The following is a 17,443-nucleotide window of genomic DNA, read 5'->3' as shown; positions in this document are numbered from 1 at the left end:
GTGACCGTGAGATTGGAAAATGTTGCTCAAACACCCGACAACGCACGCAAAACATGACAAAACTGACCAACTGTCAGTTAAGCGACAGTTCATAGGGGAATCGGTGGCTATGGATAATGCACGTGAGTGAGAAAGACTTTATACCATTGGTAGTATCGTCGGGTGCCCGCCTGTATTTTTTAGTTTGAAAACATTTTAAATTCCGTCCCCAATGGCGCAGGTACGGCCCCGACACCCTCACACGGATCATTTGATGAAAAACACCATTCGGTTCCCGCATTTGTTAGACTGTGAAATCGTCAACGACATGTCTGACGACCAAAAGGCCGAATTCGTGAACCAGTTTGCGGTGCGAAACTTTTCGTCCCGCACCCCCATCCTGCACCAAGGTGAACGGCCCGACGGGATGTTCATCGTGTCGCATGGATCGGTTGAAGTCAGCTACATGAGCGAAGAAGGCTTTCAGACGATCATTTTCCATGCTGGCCCGCAGGCAACTCTCGGTGTGATCGAAGCCTTGGCGGCAAAGCCTTGTGCAGCGACTTGTATCGCCATGCCGAATACCTGTGTTCTGTTCTGCCCGACACCGCTGCTTTATCAGCAGCTACAATCGCCGGTCCTTATCCGTAACATTGCAACGCTCGCGTTCAATACGTTGGAACGCGATAACAGCGGCAAATCGATTGATCAGCACTACACGGTCGAGCAACGTATCTGCAGTCATCTGTGGCAGCTATCGGCGCAAGGTGCTGAAATCAGGCAAAGCCAAAGCTATCTGGCGACAATGGTCGGCTGTTCGCGGCAGACGGTGAACAAGGAACTTGGCATCCTACGTGACCACAAGATCATCATGCTCAGCAAAGGCAAAATCACGGTTTTAAGCCGCGACGCACTTGCCAAACGCATTGCCGATATGACGCAAGATCCAAACACGTAATTCATTTAGAAGAATGGCGCACCCGAGAGGATTCGAACCTCTGGCCTCTGCCTTCGGAGGGCAGCGCTCTATCCAGCTGAGCTACGGGTGCGTCTAGCGGTGCTATAGCCGTCCGTCGAACGGCTCGCAACCAACAAAGATCAGGTCCCCAAATTTTCGTAAGAAAAAACAGATCAGGCGAACAAATCGTGGCACAATTCCAGTGCGTCAACCAAGGCATCCACATCTTGCGTGGTGTTGTACATGCCCATAGACGCCCGACATGTGGCTGACACGCCCATGTGATCCATCAATGGCATTGCACAATGGCTACCAGCCCGTACTGCAACGCCCTTCTTATCAAGCACTGTCGAGATGTCATGCGCATGCGCAGCCCCATCAAGCGTGAACGAAAAGATTGCCCCTTTGGTCGCTGACGTTCCCTGCACCTGAAGCCAGTTCAATCCGCCAAGCTTTGCGTTCGTGTAATCCCGCAACACCATTTCATGTGCTGCGATCTGCGTCATGCCTACGTCCATCATGTAATCAAGCGCGACACCTAGACCAATCGTCTGGACGATCCCCGGTGTCCCAGCTTCGAACTTCATTGGTGCGTCGTTGTAATCAACCCCATCGCGGCGCACGTCTTTGATCATATCGCCGCCACCCATGAATGGGCGCATCTCCGCCATCCGTTCTTTGGTCACGTAGATCCCACCGGATCCAGATGGTCCGTACAATTTATGCCCTGTGATCGCATAGAAATCGCACCCGATATCTTGCACATCAACCACGCTGTGGCAGGCCGCCTGAGATCCGTCGATCAGTACTGGGACGCCTTTTGCTTTTGCGCCTGCGCAAATCGCTTTGACATCAACCATAGTCCCGAGAACGTTGGACATATGCGTGACGGCAACCAGTTTTGTCTTAGGTCCGATCGCGTCGATCACAGCTTGCGGATCAAGGTCGCCCTTGGCGTCCACGTCGACCCATTTGATCACAACGCCCTGACGTTCACGCAGGAAATGCCACGGTACGATATTCGCGTGGTGTTCCATAATCGACAGGACGATTTCATCGCCTGCTTCCAAACGAGGCGCGGCCCACCCATAGGCCACCATATTGATGCCTTCAGTCGTACCCGAATTGAAGATGATCTCATCCTCGGACCCAGCATTCAGAAACGTCGCGATCTTACCGCGGACACCTTCATATTTGTCAGTGGCAAGGTTGCTGAGGTAATGCAAACCACGGTGCACGTTTGCGTATTCTTCGGCATACCCTTTGGTGATTGCATCAATGACAACCTGCGGCTTTTGCGCGGATGCACCATTATCAAGATAGACCAGCGGCTTGCCGTTTACTTCCCGCGACAGGATTGGGAAATCGGCACGGATGGCATTTACGTCGTAGGTCATACTGGACCTCCCACAAGGGCGGCACCGCCGACCATTAGAAGAATAAAGCTTAGCCCGAAAACAAAGCCAATGATAGAAAGTGCAAATAAACCAAACGCTTTGCCCAAGCTATTAAAGTCATGCAGCACGTTCAGGAAATGCATCAAGCACCACAGTTGCAGACCAAAACCAGCCAAACTAACCAGCGTTGCGATACTCGGGACCAGAAGCACGGCAAGCATTTGCACGATCACAAGTACAAGAACGATGGTTTGAAACCACGTCATGATTAAGAGGGTCGCGCCAAAGGTCCCCTTACCGCCCATCGCAAGGCCTGCATAATAAAGGACGAAGATGAAAACGACCGTCATAGCCCCGAGAAACAGCGCATCGAAGAACGGGTTTCCGCCCAAGTCCGATATCATTTCAGGACGGCCAGGGATCAGGCGTTCGATCGAGATGATGATCACTGTCGCAATGGTCACGACGCCAAGCGCCATCCAACCCACTGCGTGAGGAAGGCGAAGTTTCACGATTTCGGACGCAACCGCTGCGGGCTGGCGGAATGTCTGGCCGATGAGACCAGTCAGCGTCGCGACATCAAAGTGCATGGGATTCCCCTTCGGCAACACGGATGCACTGCGACCAAATCCAAGCAAAGGCTGCCCCCCAAACGATACCCACGAGATTGGCTGCGGGCCCTGCCCCAATTAGACCCATGGTTAAGCCAAAAAGTAGCCCGACGGGTGTTGTCGCCAAAAAAGCCCAGAACAGCGCCAAACGCGCCGTGTAGTGCGTGCCTATTGCGCCAAATATCTTCGCAATCAGATGCGCGATTGCTGCCACGATATACAGCAACAAGGGCCATACAATCATCATCGAAAAGAACGCGATGCCTGCGTTCATCTGGAAATCTGACGCGCCGTCGGGGCCGAACAATTCAAACTGTTCAGCCCGTTTCAAGCGCGGCCATTGTGCGACGTATAAGATCAGACAGGCGGCCATCACATAAGCGATGGCCCTGTCTTCACGTTGGCCGTGCGACAGCAGTTCACGCATTACAACGCGCGGACTGCGCCATGTGCGCACAATGTCGGTCGTGACTGCCATCAGCCGTGCCGTGCCAACCAGCCTTCCAGCCGGTCCCGCAGGTCATCTGCCAAATCGTCGTTGTCAATCTCGTCCAAGGCTTCTGCCAAGAACGCAAGCGTCAACAAATCAGTTGCCTGCCTACGCGGCACACCGCGTGATTGCAGGTAGAACAACGCCGTTTCATCAATCGCGCCGGACGTGGACCCGTGCGAACAGGCTACGTCATCTGCGTAGATTTCAAGTTCAGGTTTGGCCAAAAACTGGCTGTCGTCGTCCAACAAAAGCGATTGGCTGATCTGATAACCATCGGTTTTCTGCGCACCTGCTTTCACGAGAATTTTCCCTTGGAAAACCCCTGTTGCACCGTTGCGCAGTACTTTTTTGAAGACCTGACGGCTTTCGCAATTTACCGCGTCGTGAGTAATAAAGATCGTGTCGTCGTGATGGAAGTCTTTGCCATCGCCAACGCAAGCACCCGCGACATGTGCGATCGCGTCATCACCGTTGATTTCGATGATGCATTCATTGCGTGTCAGTGCGCCATTCACTGTCAACGTAAAGGACTTGAACGTGCTTTCTGTTGAAATCCTTGCGAAGCAATGAGTTACAGCGCGACGTTCATGGTCGCGGCCTTGCGAACGGACGTGATGGAATGCGCCCGTTGCGGCCACATCGACTTCAAGTACGGATGACAAACGGGCCGCCGCTGGTCCGGTTTCCAGAACCGTCACTGCCGCGCCTTCTTCGACCTTTACGACGTGATGCACCATGGCGTCGGACGCTGTTGTGTCGCCACGCTTGTAAATCAGATTAACCGGTTTCGCAGCTTTGGCAGTCGCACGAATAACAACACCGTTTTCGGCAAACGCTGTGTTCAAGGCCGCCAAAGGACGTTCGACCGGTGACTGACCGTTAGTTTCCAAAGTACCGTACAGGTCCTTCGCCCAATGGATATCCGTAGACATCGCATCTGACAGCATCTCAATCTCGATACCTTCAGCGGACAAGTCGTCCGATGCGGCAGCGTCATAAACACCGTCCACGAAGACGACCTTCACGCGATCGATCGCATCGAACAACGGCGCTTCGTCGTTATCGAACGTAGCAGCTTCAACCAAGTCCGCTGTGACAAAGTTCACCGGATCAGTGTAGCGCCAGTATTCGTCACGTTTGTGCGGCAGTCCCATCTGGGTCACCCGCGACAGCGCGTCTTTGCGTGCGGACGTGGCCCATGCAGCGCCTTCCGGCAATGTCAGACCATCTAAACGGGCGACAGTTGCGTCATTTTTCAGTTGCGGCAAAGCCATTAGGCAACCTCCGCCAGAATGTCAGCGTAACCGTTGTTTTCAACTTCCAAAGCAAGCTCTGGACCGCCAGTTTTCACGATACGGCCGTTGGCCATGATGTGCACGACGTCCGGTTTGATGTGGTCCAGAAGACGCTGATAGTGCGTGATCACGAGGAACGAACGACCTTCGGAGCGCAGCGCATTCACGCCTTCGGACACCAGTTTCATCGCATCGACGTCCAGACCGGAATCTGTTTCGTCCAGTACGCACATCTTTGGCTCAAGCATCGCCATTTGCAGGATTTCGTTGCGCTTTTTCTCACCACCAGAGAAGCCCACGTTGACCGGACGCTTCAACATATCCGCATCAATTTTCAGGTCTTTGGCTTTCGCGCGGACCTCTTTGAGGAAATCACCAGCAGACAGTTCTTCTTCACCGCGTGCTTTGCGCTGTGCGTTCACAGCGGTGCGCAGGAACGTCATGTTACCAACGCCCGGAATTTCCACAGGGTATTGGAATGCTAGGAACAAACCAGCAGCTGCGCGGTCTTCCGGTTCCATATCCAGCAGGTCTTCGCCTTCCAGCGCGGCTTCGCCGTCTGTGACTTCGTAACCGTCTTTACCGGACAGCACGTAGGACAAAGTTGATTTGCCAGAGCCGTTTGGACCCATGATCGCGTGAACTTCGCCTGCACCAATCTTCAGATCGACACCTTTGAGGATTTGCTTGTCCTCTTCTTCGAGCTGGACGTGCAGGTTTTTGATCTCAAGCATAGTATTCTCCTTGGAAAACGTGGAAAGGCCGCGTCAGGATGGAATCCTGCGCGGCGTATATTGATGATGACGACGGTATGTCGTCAGATGTTAGATTGTGATGCTGTTGCCCGCGATGTTCAGTGACATCGGATCGGTTGCAATCAAGATTTCGTTGACGAAGCCCTGTGAAAAGACCATCGCAAATTGATCCGGCGCGATCCAAACGGCGTTGTGCATCGTTACTGCGGCGAACGCGGCGCCCGCCAAATGACAAACCATGTGTTTGAACGTCTTCTGACGAATGAACCCGCCCAACGTGAAGGCCATCGCCGCTGCCATGCCCAATTCGTAGGCAAGCGCGTGCGGTACGCTGGGTTGGATATCCAAGAACGTGATTTGGAAATAGCGTGCCACGATAAGACACATCGCACCCACGATCATCGACATGATCATGCCGATTGTCGTTGCGGGCGGTGTCTTGCCGTTGGCCAAGATCTGATCGCGACCAACCCGCTTTGGTACCTTCATGCCCGTTTCCGGATCGTGATAGTACGTATTGCGCGGGTTGTTGATGCTCTTCACACGAGCCTGAAAAATAGCAGCTTGATCTTGAGTCGCCATGATAATGCGCACCTGTCCCGTTACGTCCCCACGACTGACTAGCAGACGAACTGGGGCGAAAACGGGGCAGCGCGGTGACCCTGTTGCGGCTATATGTCGGGCAGACGACAGTCATTTGTTAGCCAACAGACCCTTCAAGACTGATCGCAACAAGCGCTTGCGCTTCCATCGCGAACTCCATCGGGAGCGCTTGCAGCACTTCCTTACAGAACCCGTTGACAACCAAGGCGACCGCCTCTTCTTCGTCCATCCCGCGCGAGCGGCAGTAGAACAATTGATCGTCGTCTACTTTGGATGTGGTCGCTTCGTGTTCCACGCGAGACGAATTATTCTTCACCTCGATATACGGAACAGTATGCGCACCGCACTTGTCGCCGATCAGCAGGCTGTCACACTGCGTGTAATTCCGGCTGTCTTTTGCTTTCGGGTGCATCGATACCAGACCACGGTAGGTGTTCTGGGCCACGCCCGCGGAAATCCCTTTGGACACAATCCGTGACTTGGTGTTCTTGCCCAAGTGCACCATCTTTGTGCCTGTGTCCGCCTGCTGGTGGTTGTTGGCGATGGCGATGGAATAGAATTCGCCTTGGCTGTCATCACCGCGCAGGATGCATGACGGGTATTTCCACGTCACAGCAGAGCCGGTTTCAACTTGGGTCCACATCACTTTAGACCGGTCGCCACGGCAATCCGCACGTTTGGTCACGAAGTTGTAGATGCCGCCCTTCCCGTCTTCATCGCCGGGATACCAGTTCTGAACCGTGGAATATTTCACTTCGGCGTCTTCTTCGACGATGATCTCAACCACAGCTGCGTGCAGCTGGGCGGTGTCGCGTTTCGGCGCAGTACAGCCCTCGAGATAAGACACGTAAGACCCCTTGTCCGCGATAATCAGCGTGCGCTCAAACTGGCCGGTGTTTTCCGCGTTGATACGGAAGTAGGTGGACAGTTCCATCGGACAACGTGTGTTCGGCGGGATGTAGACGAAAGACCCGTCAGAAAACACGGCGGAGTTCAGCGTCGCGTAGAAGTTGTCGGATGGTGGAACCACCGTGCCGAGGTATTTCTTGACCAGCTCAGGGTGCTTTTCAATCGCCTCAGAGATCGAACAGAAGATTACGCCAGCTTTTTCCAGCTCTTTCTGGAACGTCGTGCCCACAGATACGGAATCAAACACCGCATCCACAGCGACCTTGCGGCCTTCCACAGGAATATCTTCGGCACCTTCGACGCCCGCTAGGATCATCTGTTCTTTCAGCGGGATACCAAGCTTTTCATATGTCGCGAGCAGCTTTGGATCGACCTCGTCCAACGACTTCGGCTTTTCCTCCATGCTCTTTGGGCGGGCATAGTAGTAGATGTCTTGGAAATCGATGTCAGGGTAGTTGACCATCGCCCATGTGGGTTCTTCAAGGTTTTCCCAACGCGCAAACGCCTCAAGACGCCATTCGGTCATCCATTCGGGTTCGTTGTTTTTACCGGAAATCAGTTTCACGATATCGGTGTTAACGCCCTTTGGCGCATACTCCATCTCGATCTCTGTTTCCCAGCCGTATTTGTAGTTGCCTGACAGCGCCGAAACCGCATCCACGGTTTCCTGATCTACACCATCTTTGACTTGAACTTCGTCCAAAGCTGTCATCGCATTTTCCTCTCTTACGCAGCGGCTGCTGCGCTGATCTTCTTTCGTTTCCGCGCCCATGCATCCGCAAAGCGCAGTACATCGTCTTCCGTCGTATCCAACCCGAGCGACACCCGGAGCGCACACGACGCCAATTCATCTGAATAGCCAAGCGCCGGCAGCACGCCGCCAATCTTGACCTTGCCGCTTGAACAGGCTGACCCCGCCGAAACCGCAAATCCCGCGAGGTCCATTGCCATCACCTGCGTTTCACCTTTCCAGCCGGAGCTGAGGAAACAACTGGTATTGGGCAACCGCGCGCCGTCCTGTCCTACAAAAATAGTGTCGGGGGTCGCGTCCTCAATGGCCTTTTCTAGAATATTTCTAAATTGCGCAACCTGCTCCCAGCGGCCTTCGGTCAAATCTTTTTGTGCAGCCTTCGCAGCCGCCGCAAAACCAGCAATCAGGATCAGGTTTTCAGTCCCTGACCGACGCCCCATTTCTTGCCCACCGCCCTTGATCTGCGCTGCGACATCAGCGCCAGCGTGCACAATCAATGCACCAACACCTTTCGGGCCACCAAACTTATGCGCTGACAAGATCGAAGCCCCGACACTGGACCAATCAAAAGCAAACGGAACACGGCCGAACCCTTGCGTGATGTCAGTTACAGCCACGCCATCAACTTTCTGGATCAAACCCGTCTCGGAATTCGCAAGCTGAACAACTGCCCGTGTCGGATCATCAACCTGAACTACGCCATTGACGACTGGCAGAACCGGATCGATCCACGCAGCAACGGCGGCGTGTTCCAAGCCGGATCCCTGCAAATCACGACCCGCAAGTATTAGGGCCGCAGATTCTGTCGCACCCGACGTAAACACAATGTCGGCACCAGCTGCACCCAACGCGTCCGAAATATCTGCGCGTGATTGCTCAAGCAGCTTTTTCGCAGCACGCCCTTCTGCATGGACGGACGACGGATTACCAACAATGTCCATGGCAGCGATCATTGCAGCCTTCGCTTCGGCGCGCACAGGCGCTGTCGCGTTATGGTCCAAATAAACACGTGCCATCAGAAACACGCCTGCGTTTGATCACGAGTATCGTGCCGGACGACCCCGATTTTTCTGGAAAAATCGACCAAATGTTCCGGAAATACCACCATCCCTATTCATCCACGACTTCAAACAAGGCCGGAACAGCCGGACACGGCGCAAGACCGTTTCCGACAACATCGGACAACCGCGCTTGATGCAAGAAGACGTAAACATGTGCGCTCAGCCCTTCCCACAAACGGTTTGTCAACGATTGGGCCCGCGACCCTGATGCGGCACCTGACGCACCGGCACCTTTGTGCATGGCGCTTACGGTCTCATCAACCGCGCTGAGAATATCAACCACTCGGATTTCAGAAGCGGGCTGCGCCAAACGATACCCACCGCCCGGTCCACGTACGGACACAACAAGATCGGCACGACGCAATTTCACGAACAACTGCTCGAGATAGGCCAATGAGATATCTTGCCGTTTGGAAATCTCGGTCAAATTGACCAACGCCCCGTCAGGCTGCAGCGCCAAGTCGGCCAAAGCGACTACCGCATAACGTCCCTTTGTACTTAGCTTCATCTTACATCCCATCAGGTTAATGACATTGACCTTTGCGTGCAGCGCGATTAGGTCAAATCACCAGTCATTGGACCAATCGGCCCAAGTTTAGAATCTTTCTAAGGTGCCTGAGCGTTTTCGTCAAGAATACACCTGATGAAATGCGCCATCACCGAGAACAAAAAAACGGACGCTCATGCCCGAAGTTATTTTCCCCGGACCAGAAGGTCGCCTTGAAGGCCGCTATCACCCGCAAAAAGACCGCGATGCACCGATTGCGATCGTCCTGCACCCGCATCCACAGTTTGGTGGGACCATGAACAACCGCGTTGTTTATAACCTGCACTACGCTTTCTATAAGATGGGCTTCACTGTTTTGCGGTTTAATTTCCGCGGCGTAGGTCGGTCCCAAGGTGAGTACGACCAAGGTGTGGGCGAATTGTCCGATGCGGCGTCCGCGCTCGATTATCTGCAGTCGATGAACAACAACTCCAAGCATTGCTGGGTTGCTGGTTTCTCATTCGGTGCATGGATCGGCATGCAACTGCTGATGCGCCGTCCTGAAATCACGGGTTTCATTTCGATTTCCCCACCTGCGAACATGTATGACTTTAGCTTTCTGGCGCCCTGCCCGTCTTCTGGTCTGATCATGAACGGGTCAAACGACCGCGTGGCACCGCCACAGGATACCGTGAACCTCGTGAACAAACTGCACGAGCAAAAAGGTATCACCATCACGCACAACACGATGGAAGGTGCTGGCCACTTCTTTGAAGATCCGCATATGGATCCGATGATCGATACGGTGACGGATTATGTCCGCCAGCGTTTGACCGAAAATACACGGTAAATCATGTCAGAATATACAGATAACACCGCGAACGAACTGGCTGACCAAGCTTTGGCCGAAGCCGAAGCAAGTGGTGATGAAAAGATCGTTGATCGCATCGGGGAAATCCTTGGCGCGTCATCGCAATCGCTTGAAGAGGCATATCTGACGGCGATCCGAGTACGTCGCGCAGAAAAACGTGCGCGGACAATGCTGGCGGAAAGTGTTGCAAGACGTACGGCGGCGGCTGCCGCCCCAGCAGACCAACCGCAACAGGACGGTCCAACCGAGATCGCATGATCTACGATCAAGCAGATTATTTTCGCATTCCCTTGCTCGACGGCACATTTGGCGTCGGGCAAGTGTTTGAAACATCTGCTGGTTCCGACAACGTTGTGTTCTGCGGAATCTCTTTTCAAAAGACAGATCGGACGGCGTCAGTTGCGCCTTTCGTACTGTCCGATGTGATTTCATTGGTGCGCTGCGACGACGCAGCTTTGCGGTCCGAACAATGGTCGCTTGCAGGTTTCAATCAAATCCCACGGTTTCGATCCGTTTTTGACTATGACGCAGCTGCATCGGCAGGTTTTCCGAACACGCCTGTGCATGATCCAGCCGTGATCGAAGCCTTCACAAACGCCATCCACGGCCTGTACCCATGGAACGGATTTGGCGATTTGTTCGACCAGATCAAACGCCCTGACATGGACAAGCCTGCCAACGCCACATAGGTTCCGCTTATGAAAGACTTGGCCCAAACGCGTATCGACGCGCAATTCGCATTTCTCACTGAAGCAGACCGGCTCAAATCGGTATTACGCGCCACAAAACTGTGCGACAGTTCCCGCTTTGAAAATACAGGTGAACATTCGTGGCATGTCGCCCTTTATGCTTTAGTCATGGCTGAACATGCGGCAAAACCCGTCGATATCACGCGCGTTTTGAAAATGATGTTGATTCATGATCTTGTCGAAATTGATGCGGGCGACACGCCAATTCATAGCGCTGCGGCCCGTGATCCCGATGCCCAAGCCGCGGAAGAAAAAATCGCGGCGGATCGTATCTTTGGCCTTTTACCGGATGATCAACGCGACGATTTCCGCGCCCTCTGGGACGAATTCGAAGCCGCTGAAACGGACGACGCCATCTTTGCCAAATCCATCGACCGCGTGCAGCCGGTGATCTCGAACCTCGAAACCGGCGGGCAATCATGGACGGAATACAATGTGAGCCGCGTGCAGGTCGAAGACCGCGTTGGCGCAAAGGTCAGCCGGGGTGCGCCAGCACTGTGGATCGCACTTCGCGCGCGGCTCGATGATTGGTTCGGGACCGGATGACAAAGCCACCAAGCCCACTTTCCATCAACACCCAAGAGCACATTCTGGAACTGCTTAGCGGTGATCCGACACCCCAAAAGCTAGACGCGGCCTTGCGACATCTCGCTAAGTGGCGGGCAAAATTGCTGGAGAACACTGTGATTGGGCAAAACGGGACCACCATTCCTTCAGGTCCTTTCAAGGATATGATCTACAATGTGCCTGCGTCAGAAGGTGGACGCGTGCCGCGACTGCTGGGTATTTACGAGAAAACGCTCGCACCAGTGATCGAGGACATTATCAAAGCGGCGCCACCGCTCATCATCGATGTTGGGTGCGCGGAAGGGTATTACGCCATCGGTCTGGCCCGCCGATTGCCTAACGGTATTGTCTGGGCCCGCGATACAAATGAAACGGCTCAGGAACGCGCAGTGGAACTGGCTAAAACTAACTATGTATCAAACAGAGTGAAGGTGGGCGGAAAGCTCACGCATGCTGATTTCGATATTTGCCGCGCCCAAGACACAACGATCATCTGCGATATCGAAGGGGCGGAAGACGCCCTACTCGATCCAGATCGCGCCAAAGGCCTGCGACGCGCCAACATTCTTGTCGAAGTGCACGAGAATATGATTCCCGGCCTAACGGAACGGATCGCAGGCCGCTTTGCTGAAACACACCATATCAAGGAACTTGGCCGCGCGTTTAGCAGCGATGACTTGCCTGACTGGATGGCGGGGCTCGGTGACCTTGACCGCCTGCTTGCGCTATGGGAATGGCGTGATGGCCCGACCCCTTGGTTGTGGATGCAGCGCAAAACTGTGTAATCTCATGCGTACCCTCATTGGACATCAAAAATGATCCGCCATTTTGCCCGCAAGCATCCCCGCACGATTGCGGCGGGACTGCTTTTTGCGCTGACCCTGATCCTTGCGCTTCCCTATGCGATATGGGGCGCTGTGGATGTGACAGAAGGCACTGGCGTCATGACTTTTGACGCGTTGACCAATGGTGTGGCATGGCAAGCCATTATGGCGATCACCCTTGTATTGATCGTCTGGGGCTTAAAATGGTCGGACATCACAGGGTTTCAGGGCCCATATGATCGTTCAGGTATACGGTCGTTCCTGTGGGTCGGCGCATTTCCAGCCCTTGGCGCGCTCGGGTTCTCCATTGCACTGATGACAAGCGAAAATGTCGCCGGACCAATTGCGATCATCACAATCGTTTTGATGTTGAACTTTTTTGTGGGCCTGTCCGAGGAAGTCATGTTCCGCGGTATCGTCTTTGGTGCGCTGCGTGAAAAGCACCAGTTAATCACAGCGGTGGCCATATCGTCCGTTGCATTTGGCCTGCTGCACCTCGTCAATCTCGGTTTGGGGCAAGCGGTTTCGTTGACTGCTTTTCAAGTTCTCAATGCGACCGCTCTTGGGGCGTTGTTCTGCGCAATTCGCCTGCAAACCAATAGCATTTGGCCACCAATCTTTCTGCATATGATTTGGAACAGCTACGTGATGCTAGGGCAAGCGTTGTCCGAAACCGAAGCCACGGATACCGAAAACCTTGTCTCGTCCGATTTGGACGCCTCGAGCTTTCTACTTCCCACCATCTTAATCGTTATCACCTACTGGGTATTGCGCAGCTTCACGCGACGGACAGGACAATCCCTGTTTCACAAAGCGCCAACACCGACTAATCTGCCGACCATCGGCGCATAGCTGCTGCCCGCACGCCGTTTCCCACTAGACACGCGGGGCCAAGAGGCATAGGCGGCAACACTTATCTATCAGCGGAACGCACCTTATGATCTCGACCCTCGCAGCAGCCCTTGAAAAACAAGGCTATGACACCCTCACACCTGTGCAGGAGTCTGTCACCAACCCTGAGTTGGAAGGCAAAGATCTGCTGGTATCCGCCCAGACCGGTTCTGGTAAGACAGTTGGCTTTGGTTTGGCGATTGGCCCAACTATCCTGTCCGAGGACGGCACGTTCGGTCCCGCAGGTCGCCCCTTAGCGCTTTGTATTGCCCCAACTCGTGAACTTGCCTTGCAGGTAAAACGCGAATTGCAGTGGCTGTATGCAGCAGCAGGTGCCACGATTGCGTCCACCGTTGGTGGCATGGATTTCCGCGACGAACGTCGTGCGTTGGACCGTGGCGCGCATATCGTAGTGTCCACGCCGGGTCGTTTGAAAGACCACATCATGCGCGGCACGTTGGATATGTCCGACATGCGTGCCATCGTTTTGGACGAAGCGGATGAGATGCTCGACCTTGGGTTCCGCGAAGACCTAGAATTCATCCTTGGTGAAGCTCCAGAAGACCGCCGCACTTTGATGTTCTCGGCCACGGTGCCACCGATGATCGCGAAACTTGCGAAATCCTACCTGAAGGATTCGGTACGGGTTTCCACCGTCACAAAAGAAACGCAGCATTCCGACATCGAATACCGCGCCCTCACCTGTACCCAGTACGACGCAGATAACGCGATCATCAACGCGCTGCGCTATTACGATGCGCCCAATGCCATTGTCTTTGCGAACACACGCGCGATGGTCACACGCCTAACAACACGCCTGTCGAACCGTGGTTTTGCGACTGTCGCACTGTCAGGTGAGTTGTCGCAGCAAGAACGAACACATGCGCTGCAAGCCATGCGCGACGGTCGTGCAAAGGTTTGCGTCGCGACAGACGTTGCTGCGCGCGGGATCGATTTGCCGAATCTCGAATTGGTGATCCACGCTGAACTGCCAACAAACGCTGAAATCCTGCTGCACCGTTCTGGCCGGACGGGTCGTGCGGGCCGTAAAGGTATTTCCGCACTGATCGTCACGCCAAAGATGCGTCGCCGTGCGGAAAACCTGCTGAAGTGGGGCAAGTTGAAAGCGGAATGGGCGTCCCCGCCGTCTGCTGACGAAGTGAAAGCCAAAGACGAAGAACGTCTGTTGAATGATGACGTTTGGTCGTCTGATTTCACCGAAGACGAAACGGCATTCGCGACAAAACTACTGGCCCAACATGCACCCGAGAAAATCGCGGCTGCCTACCTGCGCCTTTTCCAAGGCAAACAGTCAGCGCCGGAAGAACTTACAATCGTTGATCCAAACGCCCCCGCGGGCGCTCGCGAACCACGTGAACGCAAAGAACGTGCGCCGTTTGGTCCGTCCAAGTGGTTCAGTGTTGATGTGGGCCGCGAAGGCAAAGCCGAAGCGCGTTGGTTGCTGCCAATGATCTGCAAGGCCGGCGACATCACCAAGAAAGAAATTGGTGCGATCCGCATTCAGCCACAAGAAACCTATGTCGAGATTTCAGCAGCAGCTGTCCCGAACTTCCTCAAAGCAGTTGGCGGCGACATGACCTTGGAAAACCAAGCCAAGCTAACACAGCTTGAAGGTGTACCCCAGATTTCAGAGCGCGGCGCACGTCCGAGCAAGAAACAGTACCGTGATGACAAACCCCGCGGTGACTACAAAGGGCGCGACGACAAGCCACGCGGCGAATACAAGTCTCGCGATGACCGTCCGCGCGGCGACAAAAAGTTCGACAAACCTCGTGACCGTTCAGCCCCGCCACCATCCCGCCAGGACGATATGGCACCTGTTGCACGTCCGGGGTCCGACGACACGACGCGCAAATCACGACACAAGAAGACAGACTTTAGCAAACCAGCGCGCAAAGATCACGGCGATGCCGTTGTGGCACGTGGACCAAAACCACCATACAAACCGCGCGATGGCGAACGCCCTGCTTACAAGGGCAAGTCAGACGGCGGCAAACCAGGCGGTTTCAAAGGGAAACCGGGTGGTAAATCAGGCGGGTTCAAGAAATCCGATGATGGACGGCCAGCCAAACCACGCGCAAGTGCGGGTGACACGTCGAAACGGTTCACTCCTCCGGGTGGAAAACCGGGTGGTCGTAAAGGCCCGGGCGGCAAAGGTGGCGGTCAGCCACCACGGCGCGGCGGTCCTAAATCGCGGTAATCCGACGACGATCTAACAAAAATTAACAAATTGTCCCCAATACGGGCAAATTTCACATTTCTGCCACATTTCCACCCCGGCGACGCCATGTTGCCGGGTTACCTCTACGTCAACGGCGGTCTTGTTTTCCCGTCGTGATGCTAAGCAAAACATCGCAACAGCAAGGTTAATCAGGAATGTGTTATGTTGAACTCAAAACCTAAGGATACGGCACCGGCCCCACCAAAGGGTCAAAGTCATCCTAAGCCCCAAACCCCTGTTTTTCGCGACTACGCAAGTATCTGAGATTTTCGGAAACGCCAGCGCGTCTCCTCCCTTTTCGAAGTGCTGGCATGCCGACTAAGACCGGTGGTGTGCGGGGTTCGTTTTCCCCTTCTTTACCCTGTACCCACTGGTCCTTTTTTCCGTTCCATGTAAATTGAAACCATGGCGGCAATCTCAACCATTAAGAATCTCGGTCCCGCGACCGAAACGATGCTCAACGATGTTGGTATCATGACCGCCGAAGATCTGCGTGCGCTCGGCGCCCATGCCGCCTATCAAAAATTGTTAGAAAACGGGACACGCCCACATTTCATTGGGTATTACGTTCTACACATGGCCCTGCAAGGCAGACCGTGGAACGATTGCAAGGGTGACGAAAAGAAAGCGCTGCGTGTAAAATTCGATAGCCTGAAAAACGACAGTTTCGATGCCGACCGATCCGAACTGGAGACTTTTCTGGATCAGATTGGCGTCGTATCCCGCTGAGGTGGTGGCGGAAGCAGACGTTTTGCTGGGATGGTCGGCAATGGACGCCACGGCCAAAACATCCTCATCCCTAGGCCACCGAAGACGATCAAGACTGCCAGTGGTGCCGCAACTGCGAACACGTCATCGAACCCCATATTGCTGAGAAACATCGCAAACAGGATGCCCGCGGCTACAACAACTGCAAAAGCGAATGCTGTGAAAAGTGCGAACCTTTGGAACTTGGTTTGACCTAAAGACACACGAAACCCAGGCTGCGCGTCTTCTAACCCCGATCCAATTGCACGGATCAAGGCAACGAATCCATCCGCTTCATCGTCTTTCGGGTTCCTGTCTGAATAGCCAATCGTCACGTTTTTGTGGTCGGTCTTGAGGGTTAAGCTGCGTGCCAGCAGTCCACCTACGTTGGTTGTGCTGTAAGTCGCTGCTTCAACGTCAGCCAAAGCAATTTCCCAAATCGCGACGCGATCCGCGTCCCGTTCCGTCAAGCGGCCATCTGATAACGCGTATCGAACGGTGCCCCCTAATGGCGCTTTCAGAAATGTAAATTGTATGTCTTCCATAATGGTATCTTAGGTAGTTCGTATCCCGTCGCAAAAGGAAAAATGTAAACACCCTTCACATACGCAATCAAACCTGCTATGTTAACGACATGAACATACAACATGATATTGATGAAGAACTGCGTCGCTTGCGTATTGTAGCAATGCGCATGGACGCTCTAATTTACATTCCCGGCACCAAGATTTCGATTGGTCTGGATAACATCCTTGGTCTTATTCCGGTCATCGGCGATTTGGCATCCGTGGTCCCTGCGGTCTGGATGATCCACCGAGCGCACAAAATTGGAGCGACACCGGGCGCTGTTGCGTACATGTCTTTCAACACGTTGCTCGACCTGATTGTCGGGTCGGTGCCTGTTGTTGGCGACATTTTTGACGTTCTTTACAACGCAAACCTGCGCAATTATCGGGCGCTTGAGGTGAATCTGAATAGACGCGCAGCCCGCGCACGACAGGTCGATACGGGCCGGATCGGTGCAGAAAGTTGGGTGGCGTAAATGTATTATTGGTTGAAACTTCTCGCCGTGATCATCATCCCGCCGCTTGGAGTTTTTCTGACGGTTGGCTTTCGTGGGGCATTCTGGCTGAACATTCTACTCACGTGTCTGTTCTATGTCCCCGGGTTCATCCACGCAGCCTACATTCTGGCGCGATCCCTACCCGCACGTCAGGCATAAAAAAAGGGCGCCACATTAGGCGCCCTTTTCG

The 17,443-nt window shown here is 54.0% G+C and carries 20 protein-coding genes, 1 tRNA gene and 1 pseudogene; 11 read left to right on the top strand and 11 right to left on the bottom strand.

Features of this window, described 5'->3' with window-relative positions:
• The first annotated feature begins 253 nt into the window (after positions 1-253).
• Complete coding sequence (locus K3729_10450; GenBank protein UWQ97901.1) at positions 254-937, top strand: Crp/Fnr family transcriptional regulator; 684 nt, start codon at positions 254-256, stop codon at positions 935-937.
• Between the two features lie 14 nt (positions 938-951).
• Here the strand turns inward: K3729_10450 and K3729_10445 are convergent.
• From K3729_10445 to K3729_10400, 10 genes are all read right to left on the bottom strand, one after another.
• Positions 952-1,028: transfer RNA gene (locus tag K3729_10445), tRNA-Arg, on the bottom strand.
• A gap of 82 nt (positions 1,029-1,110) precedes the next feature.
• Entirely contained in the window at positions 1,111-2,334 is a 1,224-nt protein-coding gene (locus K3729_10440) for a cysteine desulfurase (protein ID UWQ97900.1), read from the bottom strand.
• Positions 2,331-2,924: a YIP1 family protein gene (locus K3729_10435; protein UWQ97899.1), complete on the bottom strand. Its 594-nt coding sequence runs from the start codon at positions 2,922-2,924 to the stop codon at positions 2,331-2,333. Before K3729_10435 ends, K3729_10440 begins: the two co-directional genes overlap by 4 nt.
• Complete coding sequence (locus K3729_10430) at positions 2,914-3,423, bottom strand: hypothetical protein (protein UWQ97898.1); 510 nt, start codon at positions 3,421-3,423, stop codon at positions 2,914-2,916. The genes K3729_10435 and K3729_10430 overlap by 11 nt, the downstream gene beginning before the upstream one ends.
• On the bottom strand, positions 3,423-4,712 hold the full coding sequence (locus K3729_10425) for a SufD family Fe-S cluster assembly protein (GenBank protein UWQ97897.1): 1,290 nt from the start codon (positions 4,710-4,712) through the stop codon (positions 3,423-3,425). The genes K3729_10430 and K3729_10425 overlap by 1 nt, the downstream gene beginning before the upstream one ends.
• Positions 4,712-5,467, bottom strand: a complete 756-nt coding sequence (gene sufC, locus K3729_10420) for a Fe-S cluster assembly ATPase SufC (GenBank protein UWQ97896.1) — start codon at positions 5,465-5,467, stop codon at positions 4,712-4,714. Before sufC ends, K3729_10425 begins: the two co-directional genes overlap by 1 nt.
• A gap of 90 nt (positions 5,468-5,557) precedes the next feature.
• The gene (locus tag K3729_10415) at positions 5,558-6,070 is read right to left on the bottom strand and encodes a hypothetical protein (GenBank protein ID UWQ97895.1); all 513 of its coding nucleotides are present in this window, start codon (positions 6,068-6,070) and stop codon (positions 5,558-5,560) included.
• 118 nt (positions 6,071-6,188) lie between these two features.
• Entirely contained in the window at positions 6,189-7,712 is a 1,524-nt protein-coding gene (gene sufB, locus K3729_10410; protein UWQ97894.1) for a Fe-S cluster assembly protein SufB, read from the bottom strand.
• A gap of 14 nt (positions 7,713-7,726) precedes the next feature.
• Complete coding sequence (locus K3729_10405; protein ID UWQ97893.1) at positions 7,727-8,767, bottom strand: aminotransferase class V-fold PLP-dependent enzyme; 1,041 nt, start codon at positions 8,765-8,767, stop codon at positions 7,727-7,729.
• Positions 8,768-8,861: 94 nt separating this feature from the next.
• Entirely contained in the window at positions 8,862-9,320 is a 459-nt protein-coding gene (locus K3729_10400) for an Rrf2 family transcriptional regulator (GenBank protein ID UWQ97892.1), read from the bottom strand.
• A gap of 175 nt (positions 9,321-9,495) precedes the next feature.
• On the opposite strand from K3729_10400, the gene K3729_10395 reads away from it, so the two are divergent.
• The 8 genes and pseudogenes from K3729_10395 to K3729_10360 all read left to right on the top strand — a co-directional run bounded on the left by K3729_10395 (position 9,496) and on the right by K3729_10360 (position 16,172).
• The gene (locus tag K3729_10395; GenBank protein ID UWQ97891.1) at positions 9,496-10,149 is read left to right on the top strand and encodes an alpha/beta hydrolase; all 654 of its coding nucleotides are present in this window, start codon (positions 9,496-9,498) and stop codon (positions 10,147-10,149) included.
• A 3-nt stretch (positions 10,150-10,152) separates the two neighbouring features.
• Positions 10,153-10,350, top strand: a pseudogene (locus tag K3729_10390) (hypothetical protein).
• Positions 10,351-10,424: 74 nt separating this feature from the next.
• Positions 10,425-10,859: a hypothetical protein gene (locus K3729_10385; protein UWQ97890.1), complete on the top strand. Its 435-nt coding sequence runs from the start codon at positions 10,425-10,427 to the stop codon at positions 10,857-10,859.
• A gap of 9 nt (positions 10,860-10,868) precedes the next feature.
• Positions 10,869-11,465, top strand: coding sequence for an HD domain-containing protein (locus tag K3729_10380; protein ID UWQ97889.1), 597 nt, complete (start codon positions 10,869-10,871; stop codon positions 11,463-11,465).
• Positions 11,462-12,271 (top strand): hypothetical protein, encoded by an 810-nt coding sequence (locus K3729_10375; GenBank protein ID UWQ97888.1) that lies wholly within the window; start codon positions 11,462-11,464, stop codon positions 12,269-12,271. The genes K3729_10380 and K3729_10375 overlap by 4 nt, the downstream gene beginning before the upstream one ends.
• Before the next feature lie 30 nt (positions 12,272-12,301).
• Complete coding sequence (locus K3729_10370) at positions 12,302-13,162, top strand: CPBP family intramembrane metalloprotease (GenBank protein ID UWQ97887.1); 861 nt, start codon at positions 12,302-12,304, stop codon at positions 13,160-13,162.
• A gap of 85 nt (positions 13,163-13,247) precedes the next feature.
• Positions 13,248-15,422, top strand: coding sequence for a DEAD/DEAH box helicase (locus K3729_10365; protein UWQ97886.1), 2,175 nt, complete (start codon positions 13,248-13,250; stop codon positions 15,420-15,422).
• Between the two features lie 426 nt (positions 15,423-15,848).
• A complete protein-coding gene (locus K3729_10360) occupies positions 15,849-16,172 on the top strand; it encodes a TfoX/Sxy family protein (GenBank protein ID UWQ97885.1) in 324 nt (107 codons plus the stop codon).
• Here the strand turns inward: K3729_10360 and K3729_10355 are convergent.
• Positions 16,148-16,735: a hypothetical protein gene (locus K3729_10355; GenBank protein UWQ97884.1), complete on the bottom strand. Its 588-nt coding sequence runs from the start codon at positions 16,733-16,735 to the stop codon at positions 16,148-16,150. The genes K3729_10360 and K3729_10355 overlap by 25 nt on opposite strands.
• A gap of 89 nt (positions 16,736-16,824) precedes the next feature.
• Here K3729_10355 and K3729_10350 point away from each other — a divergent pair, with 89 nt between their 5' ends.
• Both K3729_10350 and K3729_10345 read left to right on the top strand, forming a co-directional pair.
• Positions 16,825-17,232 (top strand): DUF4112 domain-containing protein, encoded by a 408-nt coding sequence (locus K3729_10350; protein ID UWQ97883.1) that lies wholly within the window; start codon positions 16,825-16,827, stop codon positions 17,230-17,232.
• Complete coding sequence (locus K3729_10345) at positions 17,233-17,412, top strand: YqaE/Pmp3 family membrane protein (GenBank protein ID UWQ97882.1); 180 nt, start codon at positions 17,233-17,235, stop codon at positions 17,410-17,412. It abuts the gene before it with no gap.
• Positions 17,413-17,443 lie beyond the last annotated feature (31 nt).

It is taken from the genome of Rhodobacteraceae bacterium S2214 (genome assembly GCA_025141675.1).
Lineage (GTDB): Bacteria > Pseudomonadota > Alphaproteobacteria > Rhodobacterales > Rhodobacteraceae > Yoonia.
The sequence above is the reverse complement of the archived record's forward strand: the minus strand, read 5'-3'. Positions and strand labels throughout refer to the sequence as shown.